This window comes from Bacillus sp. LR--39 (genome assembly GCF_053613335.1).
The window spans coordinates 1666125-1689829 of record NZ_JBSIOT010000001.1 but is presented as its reverse complement, the minus strand read 5'-3'; the positions used below and the strand labels follow the sequence as shown (position 1 = coordinate 1689829).

The window sequence follows — 23705 nt, the reverse complement described above, 5'->3', positions numbered from 1 at the left end:
GTGAAAAGATGATTGAACTATTTGTCATAAAAGAAACGGAGTGGCTCGAGCTTGTCACAGAAAGCGTAACGCTGGAAGGACACAGATATCAGGCGCCCCGCTCCATCGAAGCGACGATTGTTGTAAAGCAGGGCAGCCAGACGTATTACGGCGTATCAGAAGGGGATACGGTTTTGTTCAAATGGAACGGAAAAGAACTGTTCCGCGGCGTTGTTTTTGCAAGAACGCCCGATGAGCATACCGTCGCCTTCACCGCATACGATATGCTTCAATACCTTGTGAAAAACCAGGACGTTTACGTGTTTTCCAACAAGCGCGCCGATCAAATATTAAAAAGGATCGCCAGCGATTTTCAAATTCCCGTCACATCCATTGCTAACACAGGCCATACCATTAAATCACTCGTTTTTAAAAATGATACAAGCCTTTACGATATGATGCTAAAAGCGTTAAAGCAGACAAAAAGCCAGACGGGGCGCAATTATCAGCTCTATTCAGAAAAAGGCAGGCTCGGCTTGCGTGAATGGCCGGAGCCGTCTGACATATGGGTGCTGGAAACAGGAGTTAATATTACAGGGTATCAATACAGCACCTCAATTGATGACACCGCAACCCGTGTCGTCATGCGGCTGCAAAAAGACAATAAAACGATAAAGGCTTCCGCCGCAGACAGCGCGGGCATGAAAACATTCGGCGTTTTGCAGTATACCGAAACGGTTTCTGACGATATTAACGAAGCTCAGCTGAAACAGCGCGCAAAAGTGAAGCAGGCTGAGAAAAAAGGCGTTAAGAAAGAGCTGAAAAATATACAGGCGATCGGTATTCCTGGGTTGGAAAGCGGGTTGCCTGTCTATATTTCAATTCCGGAAATCGGGCTGAAGAAAACCTATTATGTAGATACGGACCGCCATGAATTCCAAGGAACAAAACATACCATGACGATTGACGTCACGGAGAAAAATTCACTGCCGGAGGGGACATCCTGATGAGATTAAGTGATGCCATTAAACATTTAGCCGTCGGAGCGGTTGACGCCGAAGCGCCGGTGGAGCTGATGCCGGCCGAAGTGACCTCCGTTTCCCCGCTCGAGCTGAAACTGAAAGATCACGACAAACTTTTGATTCCGTCTGATGCACTCATTGTGCCGAAGCGGCTGAGATCCGGAGAAGATGATCAGCTCCAGGCGGGAGATCGGGTGATGACCGCCGCTTTAACAGGAGGACAGTCTTTCTTTGTACTGGACAAAATTTAACCGGCATCCGGACGGAGATGCACGAGAATATCAGCCTATTAAAGCCGCTTCATCTGCCGAAGAGGGCTTTTTTACATGAACAAATCTAAAAGGAGCGGGTGCAATGGCCCTGACATCGGAAATCGAATTTGAAGATTTGGAGGATGCGAGTGAGGCCGTTGAGACTTCACAAACCTACCGAATTGATTTTGAAAACAACCGGATTACCAATGAACTGATAAACGGACTGGACGCAATCAGACAATTCGTCTATATCGCTCTTCACACAGAACGGTATTCATATTCGGTTTTCAGCCATGATATCGGAAATGAACTGCAGGAAGTGCTTTCAGATCAGAACACGACGGATGCTTATAAAAAAATGGAGATCCCAAGACTGATAGAAGAAGCCTTGCTGTATGATGACCGTATTTTGGCCGTTACCAATTTTGAGATTGAGAAAAAAGATGATGCCTTCATCGTCTCTTTTACCGTTGAAACTGATGAGGGCATGCTTGAGATAGAGGAGGTGCTGGGTGAGGATGTTTGAAGCTCAGACGTTTGACGACATTATGGACAGAATGCTGGCGCGCGTTACGGCGGATATTGATACGAGAGAAGGCAGCGTCATTTACAATGCGCTCGCGCCTGCGGCCGCTGAGCTCGCAAAGTCTTATATTTGGCTTGATACCGTGCTGGAGCTCGTGTTCTCCGATACGGCTCAGGGAGAATTTCTGGACAGGCGTGCTGCTGAAGCGGGAATTGAACGAACACCTGCCACAAAAGCGGTCAGAGCCGGAGAATTCACAGCGGGCATCACCATTCCGCCAGGCTCCCGTTTCTTCGTTGATAACCTGTATTTTCAATATACGGGGGATGGAACGCTTGAATGTGAAACAGCCGGTGAAGCTGGCAATGCCGGCATTTCAGGGCAGAACATGCTGCCGCTTGATACGATACCCGGGCTTGAGAAAGCAGTCATGCGCGATATATTAATTCCCGGCCGTGAGGAAGAAGATGACAACAGCTTAAGGGCGCGCTATTTTACCCGTGTCCGCCGGGAAGCAGTCAGCGCAAATAAACAGCACTATAAACAATGGGCCGAAGAGGTTGACGGCGTGGGCAGGGCAAAAATCTTTCCGCTTTGGAACGGAGCCGGAACGGTGAAGGTTGTCATCACAAATGCGAATTTGGAACCGGCATCAGATATTCTCATCAAAAAAGTAAAGGATTATATTGATCCGGACGAAGGGCAGGGAGAAGGACAGGCGCCGATCGGAGCGGCAGTAACGGTGGAAAGCGCCGTATGGAAGGAAATCGAAATCTCCGCTTCCGTGCTGCCTGAGCTGAACAGCTCGATTGATGACGTAAAAGCGGAGATTGAAAAAGGTGTCCTGAATTTATTTAAGAAAATGGCCTTCGAAGAAAACACCGTCCGTTTATCACAAATTAACAACATTGTTTATAACTCGGCATCCGTCAGTGACTATGCCGATATCAAAATGAACGGTGCGGCGGAAAACCTCGTGCTCAGTGATGTGGAAATTCCTAAACTCAAAGAGGTGACAATCCTTGAGCAGACTCGATGAGATGACGGCGTACCTCCCGCCGTTTTTAACCCGATTAAAGGAGATGGCACAACTGCTTGAGGCGGAAGCTCCTGAGTTTGAGCGGCAGAATAACGATATTTTCGATTTAACGGATCAGCTCTTTATCACGACGGCGACGTGGGGGCTTGACCGCTGGGAAAAAATATTAAAAATACCGCGGGAATCAGGTGACACGGAGGATATGAGACGGCTCAGGCTGATTTCGAAGATGTCGAATATTCCGCCTATCACACATCAAGCGATTGAGCAGGCGCTAAACCGTTTTTTAAAACATCCATCAGCTTACGTACGGATGTTTCCGGGGCAGTATCGTTTTTATGCCGATATCGGGCTTGATGACCTGCAGCACATGAACGAGCTGATTGAAACGCTTGAAAAAATCAAACCCGCTCATTTGGCGTTTACACTGAGAGCCGCATTAAACGAAACACTGGAAATCAAAGACCGGGTCATTCTCAACAATCGGAGATACCGAAAAGTCAGTGAACTGAAGGTCGGTTATTCCGTCACACTCAACAATAACGAGGTGGTCTTACCATGATATCAGCCGCTTACAGACAGCGTGCCGCAGCCGATCTGAAAAACAGGATCACAAAAGTGCTGTTAAACGGCAAAGAAACTCCGATTGCGGATATTTCCGTAAAAGATGCCGCAGTCACCGTTCTCACACGCAGGGAAGAAGACATCAAACACATTGAAACCGTGCAGATGCTTGACGAAACAGGAAGCGTCATCACAGAACGAAAAACAAATTTAGATCTCAGCAATAACAGAACGCTTGATTTAAGATTTACCTTTGAGGTGGTGTAACGATGGCTTACGAAGAAAAAACAGACTGGCTTCCGGACGATCCAATAAATGAAGATGACGTCAACCGCTGGGAAAAAGGCATAAAAGACGCCCACGCGGATCTGGCTTCCCATAAAAACGACATGAACAACCCGCACAAAACGACAAAGGCGCAAATCGGCCTCGGAAACGTGGACAATGTCCAGCAGGCAGCAAAAAAAGATTTTGATCAGCACAATCAAGATCTGGACCGGCATGTGACGAAGGAAGAGCGCCAGAAGTGGAATAACGGGCAATTGTCTAAAATGACAAAAGATAATGGCTCCGCTTTTATTGATATCTCTGACGGACAGGATTTTCATCAGACCGCTGCCAGCCAGAATAAGACCTTTACTTTCTCAGCAGCTGCAACTGGAGTAAATACCCCGCCTAAACCGTCAGAGGGTATATACCTTTATTCTTCAAAGAATAACGGAGAGGCGGCCGCTTTCTCAGATGACGGGGGATTTTGGAGAAAAACGCTGAAAAACGGCATCTGGACGGAATGGATGCCATTTGAAACAGCTGCCGGAGCACAAGCAAAAGTAAATGAGCATGCCGACAAAACAGATCTTCATGTAACCAAGTCTGACAAAGACAAATGGAATGCAGGGCAGTTATTCAATCTGACTGACAATGACGGGAATGCTAAAACGGTAACGGAAACAAACTTAGACAATATAAAAACGTCCGGTATCTACTATATATCGGTTCAGCATACGGAAAATAAGCCTGCGGAATACGGACAATTAATTGTAATGCAAAGAACCCGCGGAGCATCACCGACTTTTGTCCAAATGTTTATAGACACAGCGACCGCCGGAAATCCCATATACGTCCGAAGTTTCAGCACTAAAGGCGTTTGGTCGGAGTGGAGCCAAAGAGAAACAGATGCAGGCTCTCAAGCAAAAGTAGACGCTCACGCCAATAAAAAAGACATCCATGTCACACAGGCGGATAAAAATATGTGGAACGGCGCACAGCTTTCGAAAATAACAAACGATAACGGCGGCTATCTTCTTACAATTAGTGATGATGATAACTTTCTTGAAAAAATCGTTAAAAACGGCAGGGCGTTCGGCACCTTTTATTCAACCGGCAAAGCGGCAAACAGTCCGAGCAACGCTTCGACCCGCGGCATGTTTCATTTTACCTCTCTTGACAGTGAGGGAAAGGGAACGTTTGGGTATGTCATTGCCGTCGATTATAAAAATAATATGTTCACGAACTATTTGGATTTGAACTTGGGCTGGCAGGGCTGGCGGCGCCTCGTTACTGAACTTGATATTGAGAATGTACCTTGGATAAATGTTCCTTATAAAAATGGCGCTAAATCAGGAGACAGGCCGCTTCAATACCGCAAAGTGGGAAACACCCTTCACCTGAACGGACACGTTCTTACGGACAGAGAAGTGGTATTCGGGAGTGTGCCATCCTCTTGTGCGCCGGCCAAAGGCGTTGTAACGATGGTTGCAGCCAGCGGCACCACCGGTTACAGCAAATTTATTATTTATTCTAATGGAGATATGAAGCTGACGGGAATTATGGCCAATATAGAAAATAATGTGAACGGCTATTATATTGACCTTGTTTTGGCACTCACGTAAAGGAGCGAGAATATGAAATTAATATTTCCGTATGACAATGACAACATTTATACAGGCACTCCGATTGAGCTTTATCCGGATTCTGAGACAGGAGATTATTTGATGCCGGCTAACGCTGCGGACGTTCCGCCGGAAATAAACGGCGAAGGCATGTGGCGCCCATTTTTTGATGAAGAGAAACAAGAATGGGTGGAAACGGCTGACAAAGCATATAAAGACAGCTTAAAAAAAGATACGGCGCCCGATTCAAACCAGCTTGCAGGCCTCGGGGGACAGCTGGCGAATGAGAAATTGGCCAGAAAAGCAGCCGAACAGGCGCAGCAGTCACTCGGCAGGCAATTAGCGTCTTTAAAATTAGAATTATTAAACGTAAAAGGAGAATGAAAAAATGAAGAGACTTAACTTTTGGGTTTACGCTTTGTTTTATAAGTGGGCCTCAATAGAAATGGTAAAACAAGCTATGGGCTATGATGACTGCTCTGCCGAAGATCTGGCTGAAGGTGTGGCCGCGAAGTATATCATGCCTGAGGAATTTCAAGAAATAACGGGTGAAACATACGAAAACTATAAAAATGCTGTGTCATAAGCCGAACGGCTTTTTTTATTTGTCATTTTTAATAAATGAGAAAAGGAGGACGGCCGATGAAAAAGCATTCATTTGAATTTCCCGCCGATCAACTTGGCAGACCCGGCGCAGTAAAAGCTTATCGCGGTAACAAAAACGATTATGTCACACCGGTTGCTGATCTGTCCGGAATGGCAGAGCTTCTTACCAATACACCGCTAGAAGCGATTGAAGTTTACAGCCAATTCGGACAAGACCGTTTAGGAGCCGTCTTAATAGACAGAGCACAGGGGTGGGCTTATTCGGACCGCAGCGGAACTCTTTTTATCGAAGAGAGCGAGGATAACATTTCGTGGACAGCTTCACATTCTTTCGCAGTAAAAGGCGGAGTGCTGACCGCTTCGGGGTGGGTCTGCCTGACAAAACGATATTACCGGTTCCGTTTTGAAAATGGAAATCAAAAGCAGTCCGAATTTGTTTTATACCAATCTGTCGGTACGGGCGGTGATATGGCGTTTTCATATACAGACGTGATTTTTCATGAAAATGCAGCAGAGGCGGGCGAGGGAAGCATCTTCTCGGCGGGCGCTTGGAAAAAACTTCTCGTCGAAATCACCGGCACGGCTGAGTCGGGCCATGTCGCGTTTTGGGGGAGATCCATCTCGGGAAAAAACGTGCCGATCAGAGGAATCAGGTCTGAAGACGGAACATCAGCCGCCGGTACATCAGGCACAGACGAAGTGTGGTCATTTGATATTGCCGGTTTTAAGGAAATCATCATGGAAATCAAAAGCATTTCCGGCGGGAGCCTTTCTGTCAAAGGCACGGCATTTTCTTAAGAATGAAACTTCCGAAGGGAGGTGAGAACAATGTAAGAGGGGGGAGCGGAAGTGCTTCTGGATGAACAAGCGGTGCAAAAAGAATTCGCAGGCATCAAAGGTGAACAAAAGGTGCTTGAACAGCGGGTGGCCGCATTAGAGCGGGTATCCGACCGGCAGGATCAGCAAATCATGACGCTGAATGAAAAACTGAACAAAATTGACGAAAACACAACATGGATTAAGCGGACCATTACAGGAGCGATCGTGACAGCAATCTGCACGGGCGTCATTGGCGGAGCCATCGCCATCATGTACAATCTGCTGCAAAAGTAAGGGGGAAACCGATATGAAATTCGCGGACAAAGGCACGGTCGTCAGGACGGTGCTTCTTTTGCTTGCTTTATTGAATCAAACTTTGCTGATGTTCGGCAAATCGCCGCTGAATATTCAGGAGGACCAGGTCAGCCAGCTTGCAGATACGCTGTATGCCGCCGGGTCGGCCGTTTTTACAATCATAACGACTGCCGCCGCCTGGTTTAAAAACAATTACGTTACAGCAAAAGGGAAAAAACAGCAGGCTTTATTAAAAATAAACAATTTATCGAAATAGGAGAGATGAGAATATGGTAAAAATCACACAGGATTTTATCCCGGCAGGAAACAATAACCGCCCAGGCTATGCAATGACACCGATTTACATTACGGTGCACAATACAGCCAATACTGCAGTCGGAGCTAACGCCAAAAGTCACGCAAGCTATGTGAAAAATCCCGATACACCGACAAGCTGGCATTTCACAGTCGATGATACGGAAATTTATCAGCATCTTCCGCTGAATGAAAACGGCTGGCATGCCGGTGACGGAAACGGAGACGGCAACCGTAAATCCATCGGTATTGAAATTTGTGAAAACGCAGACGGCAACTTTTCACAGGCCGTGGCAAACGCCCAATGGCTCATCCGCACATTAATGACGTCGCACGGCATCCCGCTTGCAAGTGTCGTTGCGCACAAGCATTGGTCAGGAAAGCTTTGTCCGAGAAGACTGTTGGATACATGGGATGAGTTTAAAGCGGGAATCGGTTCTGAGGAAAGACAGACGTATACCGTCCAAAAAGGAGATACGCTGTCGGCGATCGCGCGGAAATTCGGCGTCAGCGTGGCCGATCTGCAGAAATGGAATAACATCGCTGACCCGAACCTGATTAAAGTCGGACAAGTACTGATCGTCAGCCCGCCGGTTGAAGCACTGTATTCTCTCCCGGACGAGGTGATTCAGCTGACAGATCCGTACACGTCCGGCGAAAAGGTATACCAGGTGCAAAACGCGCTCGCCGCGCTTTATTTCTATCCTGAAAAAGGAGCTGTCAATAACGGAATTGACGGTATCTACGGTCCGAAAACCGCAGATGCCGTGGCCCGCTTCCAATCTGTAAACGGGCTGACGTCTGACGGCGTCTACGGCCCCGCTGTAAAAGCGAAAATTCTGATGCAGCTTTAACAAAAAAGGCTGAGTCCCGTTCACATTGCGGGATTCAGCCTTTTTTCTTTTTTAACCGGTTCAATAGCCCGAGATTCCTCGCCCGCATCCTCAGCGAATAAGCGGAAAGCCCGAAGCGTCCGTAATCCACAAACTTTACGCGTCTGACAATTTTCTTCACATCATCACCTGTCGCATCTCTTTGTTGGTTTTATTATATGAAAGATAAGGAAAAAAGGAATAAGGACAAGAGCCGTGTCTCCTGTCCTTAGTGTAATCAAGCTTTTTTTTGTTTATACTTGTCAATCAGCCGCTCGTTTTCTTTGAAAATTCTGGCGGTATGAGGGCTGACCTGGTAACTTGCGATACTTGTCATTGAACGTTTTTTAAACATTTTGAACGGTTTCGCTCTTTGTTCCGGCTGCCCGTTTTGAAATGCCTGCTCCATTTAACCGTCACCTTCCTCTTCTATTGGCAGCATTAAATCATAAATGCTCGTTAGCGATGTGAAAAGCAAATAATCGAATTCCGTCAACAGGTTTTCCGACGTGAGTTTGATCACGTAATGGCGGTTCTGGACTGTAAACGGAATAAGCACAAGCCTGCCTTTTTGATCATAGTAGACGTCTTTACGGTTAAGACGGGACTGAACGTCTGCCGCATCAGGCATATGCTCCGTCAAGCGGTCCTTATCCGATTGTGCGGAATAGTCGCACAAGGAAGCCGTGACATTCATTTTTTCGGCATAAGCGGCCAGCAGTCTGCTGATGCCTTCCGCATAAGCTTCTGTACTTCCATAATATACATGGATCGGTTCATTTTTCAACAGATATTGATAGGTTTTCAGTTTTTCAAGATAGGAGTGAAGCATTTCGTTATTTTCTTCTAAAATTTCCCGCGTATCCGTCTCTAATTCATTGCCGGCGAGCTTTTTGATATACGCGCTCAAAAAGATAAACGCATCAATAAGGGCAAAGCAGACGGCAACAATCAAATATTGTCTCCATGCGGCAAAGAGCGATTCAGGATCATATGTCCAATAGACCATGGAGCCCAGTACAAATAGTAAATACCACGTTTTACGGATGGCAAACATTTTTTCTTTCACCTTTGCCTCATACCGCCAGGATGCGTACACATATAAAATGAGTGCGGCCGCCATCGTCCACACCATGATCTGAAAAAACAAAAGCATGAGCATCCCTCACAATTTGAAAAATGGTCTGCTATGTTCATTCTATGTCATGACATCATTTTCCTGTCACAAAAAAAACCGCTTCTGTAAAGAAGCGGATGTCATCAGAAAAAGAGATCTAGGATGAAAAAGGCGATGGCGCCGAGTGTACCTGCAATCGGCAGGGTGATGACCCATGTAATGAGCATCCGTTTAGCCGTTCCCCAGTTTACGCCTTTTACGCGGTGGGAAGCGCCCACACCGAGAATGGAAGACGAAATGACGTGCGTCGTGCTGACAGGGAGATGAATAAACGTGGCCCCGAAAATAATGGCTGCGCCGGTTAAGTCGGCAGATACGCCGTTTACCGGACGGATTTTCATAATTTTACCGCCGACGGTTTTAATGATTTTCCAGCCGCCGATGGATGTGCCGAGACCCATTGCCAGGGCACAGGAGAGCTGCACCCAAAAAGGAATGGCATCACTTTTATGTAAATTGGCCGTCATAAGCGCCATCGTAATGATACCCATCGCTTTTTGCGCGTCGTTTGTTCCGTGTGTATAGGACTGAATGGCAGCCGTCAAAATCTGCACTCTGCGGAAGCGTTTATTTGTTTTCGCCAGGTTGCTGTCTTTAAAAATCAGCTTCACGATCGAATATACGATAAAGCCGAGAACAAAGGCGATGATCGGTGATAAAATAAGTGCTTCGATAATTTTAATGAACCCTTTATAATTAAGCGTCGCAAAACCTGATGCTGCAATGGCCGCACCGGCGATCGCTCCGATAATCGCATGTGAAGAGCTGCTCGGAATGCCGAAATACCATGTGATCAAGTTCCAGACGATTGCGGCGAGTAAAGCAGCAAGAATGACAACCGATCCGTTGTCTAATGTATAAGGATTCACAATATCTTTCGTAATGGTTTTCGCCACACCGGTAAACGTCATCGCTCCGAGAAAGTTCATGATGGCGGCCATGATAATCGCGTGCCGCGGCTTCAGCGCTTTTGTCGAAACTGAGGTGGCGATTGCGTTGGCGGTATCGTGAAATCCGTTAATGAAGTCAAATACCAAAGCGCAAATGACAATTAATATCGTTAAAAGTAATAGAGTATCCATTTTAACCCCTCGTTACGCGTTTTTCATAATGATGGTTTCAAGATTATTGGCAACGCTTTGGCAAGAGTCAGCAATTTCTTCAAGCGTTTCGTAAATTTCACGATATTGGATCACTTTGATCGGATCTGTTTCATGGCCGAAAAGATTTTTTAATGATTTTCTGTGCAGGTTGTCACAGTTGTGCTCATACTCTTTAATTTTGATGGCGTGAGGCTGAATGTCCTTTAAGCGGTTTTCTGCCAACAGCTCAGTTGCAATTAAAATTTCTTTCGCACATTCTCTAATGTAGCCGCTGAATTTGTCGATATGCTCGTCTGATGAAGTAATTGAGAAAATCTCCATCATGGCAGAGAAATGTTCAATTCCGTCAAGCACATCATCCAGGCTGTTTGTCAGCTGAAGGATATCTTCGCGTTCAATAGGAGTGATGAATGCTTTGTTAAGCTCTTTAATCATGACATGAACATGATTGTCACCTTTTGTTTCGTATTCTTTTAACGTATCTGCAAATTCTTTAAGTGTTGTTTGGTTTGTGACTTTGAAGTTCACAAAATACTCTGCAGTTTCATCTATATTTTTTGCGATTTCTGTTAAAAGGAGTGAGAACTTATCTTTTTTTCTTTTTATCATTAAAAACCCTCCATTGTTTGAATGAGACAATGCACACATCAAATTATTATATAGCCTTTTGTCGAAAAAAAATAGATAAAGTCGAAAAAAACGCCTCTTGATTTTTTCGTAAAAACGTGTCTCATCCTGTTTTTCTTATGTTACCCACTTTGCCAAAAAAACGTAACATACTTCGAATTCAGACATCTTGCTTAAAAAGTATAACAAAAGATGTGAATTTGCTGTCAACTTTTGCACGTGATTTTGTCAGAAAAAAAACGGCTCCCGTAAAAGGAACCGTTTTTATCAGTTTTTTTTGCCGTTTTTCAGCCAAAAATAAAGCGGCAGCCCGGCAAGGCCGATCAAGAGGGACAGCGCGCAGCTCAGTGTATCTGTAATGATCGTGCTGATCAGCACAAACAGTGAACCCGCGATGGCCAAAACAGGAATGATCGGATACAAAGGCACGCTGTAGGCGCGCGGTTTTCCGCCGCTTTTTTTTCTGAGGATAAACACGGCGAAAAAGGCCATGACGTAAAAAATATAAATCATGAAAATAGAGATTTCAGACAGCTTATCGGGATTGCTGGCGATCATAAAAATAATGGCCAGCGCGATCTGAAATGACACGGCAATCCAAGGGGTGCGGAACGTCGGATGCACCCGCGAGATCTGTCCGGCAAACGGCAGCTGTTTCCGTTCCGCCATCGCAAACGAGACACGCGGAAAAGCGAGAATCTTTCCGTTTAAACAGCCGAAGATGCTGACGATGATTCCGACGCTGATCAATTTTCCACCAATGTCGCCAAACAGCATTCCGGCAGCGGTGCCGGTCGCATTTTCACCGAGTTTGACGATATCGGTCGCAGGAAGAATGTGCAGCAGCGCAAAGTTAATGAAAAGATAAATGGCGGTGACGACCAAGAGTCCGCCCGTCATCGCTCTCGGGAGCAGCTTTTCCGGATTTTTCATTTCGCCGCCGAGTGCCGCAAGCAGAATCCATCCGTCATAAGCAAACAAGGTGGCCAGTATGGCAGCGCCGAAATTCATGTCCGACATGCTGCTTGTAACGGCTGTAAAAATATGCTGATCGCCTTTCCAAAGGCCGAACACGATCATGCAGATAATCGGAATCAATTTGCCGACAGTCGTAATTCCCTGTACGATGCCGCCATATTTCGTTCCGATAATGTTAATGATGCTTAAAAACAAAACGGCTGAAATCCCGATCAATTTAGACCAGCCGGAATCCCAATTGAACAAGTGCGCCATCAAAGAGCCGAAATACAAGCCGATTGCTCCGATAATGGCGGGGCCGTAAATGATAATTTGAACCCATCCGCACAAAAAGCCCCAAAATTCGCCGTACACTTCTTCGAGATATGTATAAAGTCCGCCCGTTTTCGGAATCTGAGTGCCGATTTCCGCAACGGTCAAGCCGCCGGCAAGCGTCAAAATGCCTCCTAACAGCCACGCGATAAGCGCGGTTTTCGCATCACCGGAGTAGGCAAGCACGGCGCCTGGTTTCATAAATACGCCGGAACCGATGATGGTGCCGATAACAAGTGAGAGGGCGATGGTAAGGCCGATCTCTTTTTTAAGTCCGTTCTCTTCAATCTGCATATCCTTTCCCTCCAGATGTAAAATCGTCATGATGAAAAAACTATTTTCCATATTGTAAACCCTAATTGCTGAAACACGAATAAAATAAATTTTCTGATTTTGTTGTTTTCCCTAAAAGATAAAGGTTTCTGCTTTTGAGAAGGAAAAAATACCGTTTTAAAAGCGAACATTAATGGTTTTTTTATATCAAAGGTTCGTTATTTAGGGAGCGGCAGTCTGCAGACCGTCTGTGAAGCAGATGGGTTGACTTTACGATCCGGATAACATAAATTGTATATATAAATATCTCGAAATCGAGATAATTGACTGGAGGATAACATAATGAAAGTTAATGGAATACACCATGTATCAGCATTGACGGCTGATGCGCAGAAAAATTTAGATTTCTATCGGAACATCCTGGGACTGAAGCTTGTGAAAAAGTCCGTAAACCAAGATGAACCTACGATGTATCATTTGTTTTACGGTGATGAAACAGCCAATCCGGGATCTGAATTGACGTTTTTCGAGATTCCGCGGATTGCGCCGTTTCATGCGGGGACAAACAGTATTTCTTCAATCGGCCTGCGTGTCCCGGATGCACAAGCGCTGCAATATTGGAAAAAACGATTTGAAGAGCATCAGGTCTCTCACAGTGAGATCGTGAAAATAGCGGGCAGGGACACACTCGCTTTTCAGGATCATGAAGGACAGCGGCTTGTGCTGACAGCTGACGAAAAAGGAAAAGACATCGGTGAAGCGGTGAAGCAAAGCGGCATACCGGAAGAATATTCTTTCCGCGGTCTTGGTCCTATTGAATTGACCGTCCCGTATGCAGAACCGACGCTGCGTGTGTTAACTGATGTGCTGGGCTTCACTGAAATCGGGAAAGAAACGCATGAAGACCGGGGCACGGTTACGGTACTCGAATCAGGAAACGGAGGCGCGCGTACAGAAGTCCATCTCATTGAAAGAAACGATCTTCCGCGCGAGCGTCCTGGAAAAGGCAGCGTGCACCATGTGGCCTTCCGCGTTCAGAATGAAGAGGAGCTTGCTTTATGGCACCGCATCATTACGAAAGAAGGTTTCAGCAACTCAGGCATTGTAGAGCGTTATTATTTCAAAGCGCTGTACTTCCGGGAACCGAACGGAATTCTGTTTGAATTGTCAACGGACGGTCCGGGATTTATGGTTGATGAAAAACCTGAAGAGCTAGGCAAAACGGTTGCGCTCCCGCCTTATCTCGAACACCGCCGTTCTGAAATAGAAGCGCGGCTGAAACCGATTCAGTAAATCGGAAATCATGACAGATGCCTCCCGGCTTGACGGGGGCATCATTTTTTTGCTTTTTTACCCGTTTTGTCATTCTTTTTACCTATTTGTAAACGGCAAAATAATTGTCTTTGTTTATTAATAAATTTTTCACATTTGGTTGTTACACTTGTTCAAAGTTAAACAAAAGGAGTGAAAACACAGGTGAAAATGAAAAAACGCGAGATAGACGCAGTCTTAATTCTCATTTTACTCGCTTCCGCATTCTTGAATATGTACAACATCTGGAATGACGATACGGTGAATCCTTATTACACCGCAGCGGTAACGAGTATGCTTCAAAGCTTTCATAATTTCTTTTACGCTTCATTTGACGCAGCCGGGTTTATCACGGTAGATAAACCGCCTGTTACATACCAGATACAAACGATCAGCGCGCTGATATTCGGTATGCACGGGTGGAGCGTCATCCTGCCTCAGGCATTGGCGGGTGTAGGTTCAGTTCTATTCATGTACTTATTAATAAAGCCGACGTTCGGAAAAACGGCGGCGCGCATCGCCTCATTTGTCATGGCGTGTACACCGATCGCAGTAGCGGTCGCGCGGACGAACAATGTCGATGCTTTACTGGTCTTTTTCCTCTTGTTCGCCACATGGCTTCTCTTTAAAGCGATCAGAAAAGGCAGACTGATCTGGCTTTTGGCGGCATTTTTTGTCGTCGGAGCAGGCTTTAACACAAAAATGCTTCAGGCTTATATGATTTTGCCGGCCTTCTTGCTGTTCTATATGATTGCGGCAAACACCACGATTAAGAAAAAAATCATTTCATTGGTAAGCGCGTTAGCCGTTTTAGCAGCCGTTTCATTGTCATGGCCGCTCATTGTTGACAATATTCCTGCCAGCAAAAGGCCATATGTCGGAAGCAGCCAGACAAACTCCGTATTGGAATTGGCTTTCGGATATAACGGGATTCAGCGGCTGACAGGGCAAAGTTCCGGCGGCGGCCAGGGCGGGCCGGACGGAAACGCATCGAAAGAGATGTCTTCTTCCGGCGGTTCTTCACAAATGCAAAAACCGCCTGGCCAGTCTTCAAGCAGCAGTTCAGCAAGCGGAGACAAATCACAAAACGGCAGTATGACGGCACCTCCATCTAACGGGAAAATGCCAAGCGGCGGTCAAGGAGGCCCTCCAAGCGGCGGAGATGGCGGCGGAGGCGGTCCCGGCGGCGGAGGAAAAAGCGGTGCAGGCACCGGCTCGAAAATGCAATCAGGTTCAGGAATGTTCGGTACGGGAACCCCTGGTCCGCTGCGCCTTTTCCAAACGGAATTATCTGATCAGATCAGCTGGCTCCTGCCGTTTGCGATTTTTGGAATGGCCGGTTTATTGATCGCCGGGGCGAGAGAAAGAAGAAGATTATCAGCAGAACAGAAGGAAACGATCTTTTGGGCAGCGTGGCTTGTGCCGATTGCCGGATTCTTCAGTGTCGCAGAATTTTTCCACCATTATTATCTCATTATGCTGGCGCCTCCGATCGCGGCACTTGTCGGTGCGGGATGGGTCGCCCTCGTTCATCTGTACCGCAAGCAGGCGGGATGGAAAACTTGGCTATTGCCGGCCGCTATTCTTGTGACAACCGGATTTGAGCTGTTTATCCTCAGAAACTACAATGATCAAATCGGCGCAGGCTGGAGCATCGGAGCAGGCGTTCTCGGCGCAGTGGCAGCAATCGCCCTGTTCGTATTCAAACAGCGCCAAAAACCGCTCAGTTATTATGTTTCACTTGCAGCCCTTCTCGTCTTGATGGTCATGCCGATTTATTGGGCGAGCACACCGCTTCTGTACGGAGGCAACAGCTCATTGCCTGAAACAGGCCCTCAGCTCGCTTCAACAAGCGGAAAAGGCATGGGAATGGATAACGCATCTGTCAATACAAAACTGATCAACTATTTAGAGAAACACAACGCCGGAGCGGACTATCTATTTGCTACAACCGATTCCAACACGGCGGCGCCTTACATTATTAAAACGAAAAAAGCGGTCATGGCGATCGGCGGATTCAGCGGGTCTGACCCGGCCATTACGCTGACTCAATTTAAAAAGCTCGTAAAAGAAGGAAAAGTAAAATACTTCTTAACATCCGGAATGGGCAAAGGCGGAAATAACGATATTGTGCAGTGGGTTGAGAAAAACGGAAAGAAAGTATCTTCAGATAAATGGCAATCAAGCACAGATCAGAAAACGAAAAATCATGATGCAGCTGATACAAAAAGCAGCAAGGCCGCGGGTAAAAACAGCCGAATGAGCGGCGGGCCGGGCGGAATGAATCAGTCAGCTTCACTATACGAACTTCAATCTGATGAATAGGAGGAAAAAACATGAGCAGACATATTCAATATTCAATAGTCGTCCCGGTTTATAACGAGGAACTCGTCATTCAGACAACCTATCAGCGCCTGAAAGAAGTCATGGATCAAACAAAAGAGCATTATGAATTGATCTTTGTCAATGATGGAAGCAAAGACCGCAGTATTGAGATTTTAAGAGAGCAAAGTCTGATTGATCCGAGAGTGAAAATTATCGATTTTTCCAGAAACTTCGGACATCAGATCGCGATCACAGCGGGTATGGATTATGCAGAGGGGAATGCAATCGCCGTCATTGACGCCGATTTGCAGGACCCTCCTGAATTAATCCTTGATATGATTGAGCAGTGGAAAGAAGGCTACGATGTGGTGTACGCCGTCAGAACGAAACGAAAGGGAGAAACCTTTTTCAAGAAACAGACGGCCTCTATGTTTTACCGGCTGCTGCGGAGCGTGACTGATATTGATATTCCGCTCGACACCGGAGATTTCCGCCTGCTGGACAGAAAAGTCTGTGATGAGATGAAAAGATTAAAAGAAAAAAATCCTTTTGTCAGAGGACTCGTCAGCTGGGTCGGCTTTAAGCAGACTGCTGTAGAATATGAACGTGATGAGCGGCTTGCGGGGGAAACGAAATACCCGCTTAAAAAAATGCTGAAGCTTTCCATGGACGGAATCACAACGTTCTCTCATAAACCGCTCAAGGCGGCAAGCTATGCGGGAATGATCATGTCCGGAGCGGGTTTTCTCTATATGTTTATCGTTTTATACATGAAGCTGTTTACGAACAGCACCATTACGGGCTGGTCCTCTCTGATTGTGATACAGCTGTTATTCAGCGGCATCGTTCTATTAATGCTCGGAATGATCGGCGAATATATCGGAAGGATTTATGACGAAGCAAAAGACCGTCCGCTCTATATCGTGCAAAAAGCGTACGGCATGAAAAACGAAAAGATTTATCGGGACCAGCATATGTCTTAACCGAAACACCCTGTCCGGCCGGCGGACAGGGTGCTTTTATGTGAAATAAAAGCCGCGGGATGACAGAATGTCCCGCGGCTTTTTTATTCATCTGCGGCCGGTCTGCGTGTGCAGAGAGCGCATGATCAGTCCGGTTCCCGAAAGGTTCAGTAAAATGCTTGCGCCAAGCGTCATTCCCCAAGCAGCGTTTTGCTGAGGAAGCTGAATGCTCAGCTGCAGCAAGATCAGGCCGGTAACGACCAGCAAAAGTCCGGTTTGTTTCATGTGTATGTATCCTCCTTTGTACACTAGGTCATACGGCTGATCCAGGCCTAAAGTTTCATCTGTATATAAAAAATCCAAGGCGGCTGCCTTGGATTTTTGTTAAGAAGATGTTTCTTCTTTTTGAGTCAGTTTCATTTTTTTCGTCATTTCCTTGCCGTTTCTGATAATCTTCACGTCAACGGTGCTGCCGACTTTCGTATTCTTGTAGAGAATATTGCGAAGTTCGCTGCCCGTGTCGGTCTCTTTCCCTTTTAAGCTGATAATGATGTCTTCTGCTTTTAATCCGGCTTTGGCTGCAGGTGAGCCCTGCGCCACTTCGCGAATATAAACGCCTTTATTCAGCTGTTTGCCGAAAAGCCCGAGTGTGCCTTCCTGATAGTTTTGCGGCACTTGTTCCAAGTCGATCATGCTCACGCCGATATAAGGGCGCTCCACCTGTCCTTTCGTGAGAAGCTCTTCGGCGATCGGTTTTACATCGTTGCTCGGGATGGCAAAGCCGATGCCTTCTACATCACTTTCGCTGATTTTCATGCTGTTGATGCCGATGATTTTGCCGTCTGTATTCAAGAGCGGTCCGCCGCTGTTTCCGGGATTGATCGCGGCATCGGTTTGGATGACGTTGATACTTGACTCACCAGCTGACGTGGAAATCGAGACCGTTCTGTTTAAACCGCTCACGATGCCTTGTGTGACGGTGCGGGAAAGGTCTTTGCCGAGCGGATCACCGATGGCGATCACGGATTCGCCCGTTCTGAGAGCGGATGAACTGCCGAAGCTTGCCGTTTTTGTTACATGTTTATCACTGATTTCTAAAACGGCCAAGTCTGTCAGAGAGTCGCTGCCGACGAGTTTAGCTGTTACATCGGTGCCGTCATATAATGACACTTTAAGGGAAGAGGCGCCTTCGACCACGTGGTTATTCGTAATGATATACGCTTGGCCGTTTGCTTTCTTAAAAATAACGCCTGAACCCGATCCCGTTTCCGCATCATCACCCGATGAATTTGAGTTTGAATCTGAGCTTGATCCGAATCCGAATAAATCGGAACTGCTTTGCTGCTTCTGCAGATTGGTGATCCCGACGATCGCCGGTGAAATGTCTTCCACCATATTCGAAATGCTGCTTGAATTTGCCGATGAGCTGTTTGCCGATTTGCCGCTGCCGGAATCAGAAGATGTCTGCTTGGCGGTTACCGATGACGTTTCCTGAGCGGGAGCCGGATTGGAAGTATCTTGAGTCTGATGGTCTCCAAGCGGCGTAAATGTATAGATGCCGAGGGCGAGCCCTCCGCCGATCACTCCGCCGAGAAGCGGTCTGAACCAGCCGAAGCTTCGTTTTTTCTTGTCCTCGTCCGGCGCGGAATATCCGGCCGGCTGCGGGTTTTCTTTTACTAAAAGGACTTCCTGTTCTTTTTGGTCTGTCCGATTTTCATCACGATAGTTATCCATCATGTTCACTCCGTTTCTCTATTTCATCATAGCATGATTTGCCTATTATTACTGACTCCATCTTAAACAAAAAGTGTGGGATAATAATGAAAAGATTGTGGGAAATTGTGAAAAAGATGAAATCGGACGGAGGCGCTGTATATTGACAATTTCCATCGGATTTGAAATAATAAATGAGATATTATGTTCAATCCTTCACATGAAAAGATATGAAAAATTCTGTCAAGCTAATGGGGGAAATCTGTTAGCTTTTTCACTTTGTCAAATAGTCAGAAAGGAGCTGTCACATGAAAGAAAAACATCACTGGATCATTTCTCTGCTTGCTGTATTGGCGGTCGGGCCGGGGCTGATGTCGAATACCGCTCTTTCGGCTGTCCAAAGCCTTGTCCGGCAGACGGTCGGCGGGGAAAACTTTGACTCTTTTCATCCGATTATTATCGGTAATATGGCATTTGCCTTATTCGTGCCGGCGGGGCCGTATTTAAGAAAAAGATTCGGCTCCCGGCCTGTCTATATGATTTCGATGGCCGCGGGTGTCATCGGAGCGCTCCTTGCTGCTGTGACAAATGATATTTATCCGCTCGCCGCGGGCCGTTTTTTACAGGGAGCTGCGGCGGGTACTATGCTGATGATTATGATTCCGATGCTGGTGCTTTCGTTTCCGATTGAGCGCCGGAATTACGCATTATTTGTGTTAATCGGCGGATTTTACGGGTCCGTCATTATGGGGACCGTTTTAGGCACGGCGGCGGCAAGCGCCGGCCATTGGCATTGGCTGTTCGGCATTTTTAGCCTGCTGTCTTTTTTCGGCCTCATTTTCAGTTATATGTGGCTGCGGGATGACGCTCATAAAAATGCTGAAAAATCTCCATTTGACGGCATCGGTTTTCTGTTAGCGGGTGTATCAGCCGTGCTGACCGCCTATACATTTATTCATCTGCCGAAATGGGGCTTTTCATCATGGCAGACATTGGCGGGATTTGGAGGAAGCATCGCCATTCTTCTCATCTTGCTGATCATGCAGTACAGAAACGAACATGCGCTGATTTCGATTAAACTTATGCTGATTCCAAAGCCGATTCTGGGTGTTTTCATGATCGCTGCGGGCAGTATTTCCATAGCGGTCAGTCTTTCGGCATTTCACGGGGAGCTTCAGACCGCATATCATATGTCACAAACTCAACTGATATTCCTATATGCGAGCCTTTTGGGAGGCGTGGCCATCGCCGCTGTCATCAGTGCATTAGCATATGATAAAGTCGGTCCGGGCATGCTCGGCATAACAGGCTCTGTTATACTGGTGTTCGTGAATTTCCAATGGATGACGGCAGATCATCATATACCGCTTATTCTATTTGCGGGGCTTTTCGTGATGCTGGCGGCCGGGACAGGGCTTATTGTGGCAGCCGGACTGATGGGAGCCGCGTTGGGCGGACCGCTTCCGGAACTGGTGAAACGCATGACGGCAGTTCAGTTTTTAAGGCTGTTCATTTATATGGGCGCTCCTGTTTTAATAGGGTATTTTACGAAAAGAGATGCTTCCGGCACGCTTCGGGGCGCGCGCGGCACACAATCGCCGCATGACCTGCTGATGGGGACATACAGCGATTTGTTTCTTATTGCTTTCATCTTAAGTTTGCTTTTAGTGTGTTTATCATTTGTCATGAATGCGACCGGCATGGGGCATAAGCTGGCGCATAAACCGCATGCCGTCCGTAAGCAGGCGGCTGAAGAGCCTTCGCCGCAGGCTCCTGAACCGATCAGGCATCAGGTCATTCCCGATCATGAATACAGAAGTGCGGTCAGACAGTTTCAGCGTCATCACATAAGCAAAAACAGTATGTAACTTTTTCTATCAGCAAACCCTTTTCCCGGTGAAAAGGGTTTGTTTTTTCCTATAATGGCAGAATGGTATATTGCATGTTTCATCCTTTTTTAATATAATTTGTTAGAATATTCATAATTTAATATCGAAATTTTAAGTAAAAAAGGAGGCATTACATGAAACTGTATCTATCTGTGGATATGGAAGGGATTTCCGGACTGCCTGATGAAACATTTGTCAATTCCCGCATGCACAATTATGAGCGCGGCAGGGTTCTGATGACCGAAGAAGCGAACTGGTGCATCGCAGAAGCGTTTAATAACGGATGCACGGAAGTGACCGTGAATGACAGCCACTCAAAGATGAATAATCTGCTCGCGGAAAAACTTCACCCTGAGGCAGAGCTGATTACGGGGGATGTCAAGCCGTTTTCCATGATGCAGGGGCTTGATGAATCGTATTCGGGTGTGATGTTTATCGGCTATCATGCGAGAGCGTCGATGCCGGGCGTTATGTCGCACAGCATGATATTCGGCGTCCGCCACTTTTACATAAATGATAAGCCGGTCGGTGAACTGGGGTTAAATGCCTATCTCGCCGGATTTTACGATGTCCCGGTCATCATGGCTGCCGGAGATGATTGCGCCGCAAAAGAGGCGGAGGAGCTGATCCCGAATGTGACGACTGCCGCCGTCAAACAAACCATTTCAAGAACCGCGGTCAAATGCCTGTCCCCTCAAAAAGCCGGACGGCTCCTGACGGAAAAAACAGCCTATGCGCTCAAAAATAAAGATAAGGTCAAACCGCTGACTCCGCCTGAAAGACCTGTATTAGGCATTGAATTTGCCAACTACGGACAGGCTGAATGGGCCCATTTAATGCCGGGCACAGAAATCATCCCGGGAACAACAATCGTTCAATTTCAGGCAAAAGACATGCCGGAAGCCTATCAGGCCATGCTCGTCATGACAGAACTCGCCATGAGAACAACATTCTGTTAAAGGGGTGAACGGCATTGCTGCGGTATTTTATCAAACGTTTTATCGCCATGATTATGACCGTCCTCGTCATCACCACTCTGACATTTGTCATGATGAAAGTGATACCCGGCTCGCCTTTTAACGAAGATCGGGGCACAAACGAAGCGGTTCAGCGAAATCTCGAATCCTACTACCATCTGAACGAACCTCTTATCACTCAATACGCCATCTATCTAAAATCCATTCTTACCTTTGATTTCGGTCCTTCAATTAAAAAACCGTCAGACAGTGTAAACGCTATGCTTGAACGAGGGTTTCCGGTCTCATTTGAGCTTGGGATAACGGCGATCATCATCGCTGTTATTTCCGGGCTCGCGCTCGGCATAATGGCCGCTCTCAGGCGCGGCGGATTTCTCGATTACGCGGCTATGAGCCTTGCGGTGCTCGGGATTTCCATTCCGAATTTTATTATGGCTACGCTGCTGATTCAGCAATTTGCGGTTCATCTGAAATGGTTTCCGGCAGCTACCTGGACGAGTCCCGTTCACATGGTCCTGCCGACTGTTGCGCTTGCCGTCGGTCCCATGGCCATTATCGCGAGGCTGACAAGATCAAGCATGGCCGAAGTGCTGACTCAGGATTACATCCGCACGGCAAAAGCAAAGGGGCTTTCTCCCGTCAAAATTGTGATCAAACACGCATTGAAAAATGCTCTTATGCCTGTTGTGACAGTACTCGGGACGCTTGCCGCAAGTATTTTAACGGGCAGTTTCGTCATCGAGAAAATTTTTGCCATACCGGGAATGGGCAAATATTTCGTAGAAAGCATCAATCAGCGTGATTACCCGGTCATCATGGGAACGACCGTATTTTACAGTGTGATTCTGATCGTCCTGCTGTTTCTGGTTGATTTGGCATACGGCCTGTTAGACCCGCGCATAAAACTTCATAAGAAAGGGTGATCCTGATGAATCTCCCGCAAGAAACGGTAAAACACACAGAAGTGCCTGATGACTGGTTTCAGCCGGGCGCGGAAAGAAAGGGTGAAACCGAGTCGGTCAAGCGTCCGAGCCTGTCTTACAGTCAGGATGCGTGGCGGCGGCTTAAAAAGAACAAATTGGCGATGGCCGGGCTTGTGATATTATGCTGCCTGTTTCTATCGGCTGTGTTCGGTCCGCTGATATCACCGCACAGCGTGACAAGGCAGACGCTCGCCGAGCAGAATCTTCCGCCGTCTTTTTCACACTGGTTCGGAACCGATGAACTTGGCCGGGACGTGTTTACAAGAACATGGTACGGAGCGAGGATCTCTTTATTTGTCGGTGTGATGGCGGCGCTGATCGACTTTTTGATCGGCGTTATCTACGGAGGCGTCGCCGGCTACAAAGGGGGCCGGACAGACAGCGCCATGATGAGAATCATCGAGGTTCTCTACGGATTGCCGTATCTGCTCGTTGTCATTTTGTTAATGGTGCTGATGGGGCCGGGGTTCAGTTCCATTATCGTAGCTCTGACCGTGACGGGATGGGTCGGCATGGCGCGGATTGTCAGAGGGCAGGTGCTGAGGATGAAGCATGATGAACACGTATTGGCTTCGAAAACGTTTGGAGCGAAAACATTTCGGATTATTAAGAAAAATCTGCTGCCGAATACGATGGGAGCCATTATCGTCCAAATGACGCTTACGGTGCCGGCGGCGATTTTTGCGGAATCATTTTTAAGTTTTCTCGGACTCGGCATTCAGGCGCCGTTTGCAAGCTGGGGAGTCATGGCAAACGACGGGCTGCCGGCGATTTTATCAGGCCATTGGTGGCGGCTGTTTTTCCCCGCTTTTTTCATTTCCTTGACGATGTACGCGTTTAACGTACTTGGAGACGGCTTGCAGGACGCGTTAGACCCGAAACTGAGGAGGTAG

General features: G+C 47.0%; 28 protein-coding genes. 20 read left to right on the top strand and 8 right to left on the bottom strand.

Annotated elements, in window-relative coordinates; genetic code table 11:
* Positions 1-8: 8 nt before the first annotated feature.
* The 13 genes from ACWHAR_RS07955 (at position 9) to ACWHAR_RS07895 (ending at position 8164) form a co-directional block, all read left to right on the top strand.
* Positions 9-986, top strand: coding sequence for an XkdQ/YqbQ family protein (locus ACWHAR_RS07955; RefSeq protein WP_032874595.1), 978 nt, complete (start codon positions 9-11; stop codon positions 984-986).
* Entirely contained in the window at positions 986-1252 is a 267-nt protein-coding gene (locus ACWHAR_RS07950) for a DUF2577 family protein (protein ID WP_007610818.1), read from the top strand. Before ACWHAR_RS07955 ends, ACWHAR_RS07950 begins: the two co-directional genes overlap by 1 nt.
* Positions 1253-1355: 103 nt before the next feature.
* The gene (locus ACWHAR_RS07945; protein ID WP_032874597.1) at positions 1356-1781 is read left to right on the top strand and encodes a DUF2634 domain-containing protein; all 426 of its coding nucleotides are present in this window, start codon (positions 1356-1358) and stop codon (positions 1779-1781) included.
* A complete protein-coding gene (locus tag ACWHAR_RS07940; protein WP_007610819.1) occupies positions 1774-2820 on the top strand; it encodes a baseplate J/gp47 family protein in 1047 nt (348 codons plus the stop codon). Before ACWHAR_RS07945 ends, ACWHAR_RS07940 begins: the two co-directional genes overlap by 8 nt.
* The gene (locus ACWHAR_RS07935; RefSeq protein WP_032874599.1) at positions 2804-3382 is read left to right on the top strand and encodes a YmfQ family protein; all 579 of its coding nucleotides are present in this window, start codon (positions 2804-2806) and stop codon (positions 3380-3382) included. Before ACWHAR_RS07940 ends, ACWHAR_RS07935 begins: the two co-directional genes overlap by 17 nt.
* The gene (locus ACWHAR_RS07930; RefSeq protein WP_015239690.1) at positions 3379-3651 is read left to right on the top strand and encodes a hypothetical protein; all 273 of its coding nucleotides are present in this window, start codon (positions 3379-3381) and stop codon (positions 3649-3651) included. The genes ACWHAR_RS07935 and ACWHAR_RS07930 overlap by 4 nt, the downstream gene beginning before the upstream one ends.
* Positions 3652-3653: 2 nt before the next feature.
* Positions 3654-5276, top strand: coding sequence for a pyocin knob domain-containing protein (locus ACWHAR_RS07925; RefSeq protein WP_032874601.1), 1623 nt, complete (start codon positions 3654-3656; stop codon positions 5274-5276).
* 12 nt (positions 5277-5288) lie between these two features.
* Positions 5289-5660, top strand: coding sequence for an XkdW family protein (locus tag ACWHAR_RS07920; RefSeq protein ID WP_032874603.1), 372 nt, complete (start codon positions 5289-5291; stop codon positions 5658-5660).
* 4 nt (positions 5661-5664) lie between these two features.
* Complete coding sequence (locus ACWHAR_RS07915; protein ID WP_032874605.1) at positions 5665-5862, top strand: XkdX family protein; 198 nt, start codon at positions 5665-5667, stop codon at positions 5860-5862.
* A 56-nt stretch (positions 5863-5918) separates the two neighbouring features.
* Entirely contained in the window at positions 5919-6680 is a 762-nt protein-coding gene (locus ACWHAR_RS07910; RefSeq protein ID WP_032874607.1) for a hypothetical protein, read from the top strand.
* Between the two features lie 51 nt (positions 6681-6731).
* Positions 6732-6995, top strand: coding sequence for a hemolysin XhlA family protein (locus ACWHAR_RS07905; protein WP_003154815.1), 264 nt, complete (start codon positions 6732-6734; stop codon positions 6993-6995).
* 13 nt (positions 6996-7008) lie between these two features.
* A complete protein-coding gene (locus ACWHAR_RS07900; protein ID WP_003154813.1) occupies positions 7009-7272 on the top strand; it encodes a phage holin in 264 nt (87 codons plus the stop codon).
* Between the two features lie 13 nt (positions 7273-7285).
* Complete coding sequence (locus ACWHAR_RS07895) at positions 7286-8164, top strand: N-acetylmuramoyl-L-alanine amidase (RefSeq protein WP_032874609.1); 879 nt, start codon at positions 7286-7288, stop codon at positions 8162-8164.
* 34 nt (positions 8165-8198) lie between these two features.
* On the opposite strand, the gene ACWHAR_RS07890 is transcribed toward ACWHAR_RS07895, so the two are convergent.
* From ACWHAR_RS07890 to ACWHAR_RS07865, 6 genes are all read right to left on the bottom strand, one after another.
* Entirely contained in the window at positions 8199-8324 is a 126-nt protein-coding gene (locus ACWHAR_RS07890) for a hypothetical protein (protein WP_003154809.1), read from the bottom strand.
* Positions 8325-8420: 96 nt separating this feature from the next.
* The gene (locus tag ACWHAR_RS07885) at positions 8421-8591 is read right to left on the bottom strand and encodes a type II toxin-antitoxin system SpoIISB family antitoxin (protein WP_003154807.1); all 171 of its coding nucleotides are present in this window, start codon (positions 8589-8591) and stop codon (positions 8421-8423) included.
* Positions 8592-9338 carry a type II toxin-antitoxin system SpoIISA family toxin gene (locus ACWHAR_RS07880; protein WP_007407256.1) on the bottom strand — a complete coding sequence of 249 codons (747 nt, stop codon included), beginning with the start codon at positions 9336-9338 and terminating at the stop codon, positions 8592-8594.
* Between the two features lie 104 nt (positions 9339-9442).
* Complete coding sequence (locus ACWHAR_RS07875; RefSeq protein WP_032874611.1) at positions 9443-10441, bottom strand: inorganic phosphate transporter; 999 nt, start codon at positions 10439-10441, stop codon at positions 9443-9445.
* A 12-nt stretch (positions 10442-10453) separates the two neighbouring features.
* Positions 10454-11071: a DUF47 domain-containing protein gene (locus ACWHAR_RS07870; protein ID WP_032874614.1), complete on the bottom strand. Its 618-nt coding sequence runs from the start codon at positions 11069-11071 to the stop codon at positions 10454-10456.
* A 285-nt stretch (positions 11072-11356) separates the two neighbouring features.
* Positions 11357-12673, bottom strand: coding sequence for an APC family permease (locus ACWHAR_RS07865; protein WP_032874616.1), 1317 nt, complete (start codon positions 12671-12673; stop codon positions 11357-11359).
* A 321-nt stretch (positions 12674-12994) separates the two neighbouring features.
* Between ACWHAR_RS07865 and ACWHAR_RS07860 the strand changes: the two genes are divergently transcribed.
* From ACWHAR_RS07860 to ACWHAR_RS07850, 3 genes are all read left to right on the top strand, one after another.
* Complete coding sequence (locus ACWHAR_RS07860; protein WP_032874618.1) at positions 12995-13945, top strand: ring-cleaving dioxygenase; 951 nt, start codon at positions 12995-12997, stop codon at positions 13943-13945.
* A 183-nt stretch (positions 13946-14128) separates the two neighbouring features.
* On the top strand, positions 14129-16288 hold the full coding sequence (locus tag ACWHAR_RS07855) for an ArnT family glycosyltransferase (protein ID WP_032874620.1): 2160 nt from the start codon (positions 14129-14131) through the stop codon (positions 16286-16288).
* Between the two features lie 11 nt (positions 16289-16299).
* Positions 16300-17271 (top strand): glycosyltransferase family 2 protein, encoded by a 972-nt coding sequence (locus ACWHAR_RS07850; RefSeq protein ID WP_007610846.1) that lies wholly within the window; start codon positions 16300-16302, stop codon positions 17269-17271.
* Positions 17272-17358: 87 nt separating this feature from the next.
* Here the strand turns inward: ACWHAR_RS07850 and ACWHAR_RS07845 are convergent, their stop codons facing one another.
* Positions 17359-17535 (bottom strand): hypothetical protein, encoded by a 177-nt coding sequence (locus ACWHAR_RS07845; RefSeq protein WP_014417532.1) that lies wholly within the window; start codon positions 17533-17535, stop codon positions 17359-17361.
* Positions 17536-17634: 99 nt separating this feature from the next.
* Entirely contained in the window at positions 17635-18984 is a 1350-nt protein-coding gene (gene htrA, locus ACWHAR_RS07840; protein ID WP_149917160.1) for a serine protease HtrA, read from the bottom strand.
* A 287-nt stretch (positions 18985-19271) separates the two neighbouring features.
* Here htrA and ACWHAR_RS07835 point away from each other — a divergent pair, with 287 nt between their 5' ends.
* From ACWHAR_RS07835 to ACWHAR_RS07820, 4 genes are all read left to right on the top strand, one after another.
* The gene (locus ACWHAR_RS07835; protein WP_032874624.1) at positions 19272-20831 is read left to right on the top strand and encodes an MFS transporter; all 1560 of its coding nucleotides are present in this window, start codon (positions 19272-19274) and stop codon (positions 20829-20831) included.
* A gap of 155 nt (positions 20832-20986) precedes the next feature.
* Positions 20987-21811, top strand: coding sequence for a M55 family metallopeptidase (locus ACWHAR_RS07830; protein ID WP_007407248.1), 825 nt, complete (start codon positions 20987-20989; stop codon positions 21809-21811).
* A gap of 14 nt (positions 21812-21825) precedes the next feature.
* Complete coding sequence (locus ACWHAR_RS07825) at positions 21826-22752, top strand: ABC transporter permease (protein WP_032874626.1); 927 nt, start codon at positions 21826-21828, stop codon at positions 22750-22752.
* 5 nt (positions 22753-22757) lie between these two features.
* Positions 22758-23705 carry an ABC transporter permease gene (locus ACWHAR_RS07820; RefSeq protein ID WP_032874628.1) on the top strand — a complete coding sequence of 316 codons (948 nt, stop codon included), beginning with the start codon at positions 22758-22760 and terminating at the stop codon, positions 23703-23705.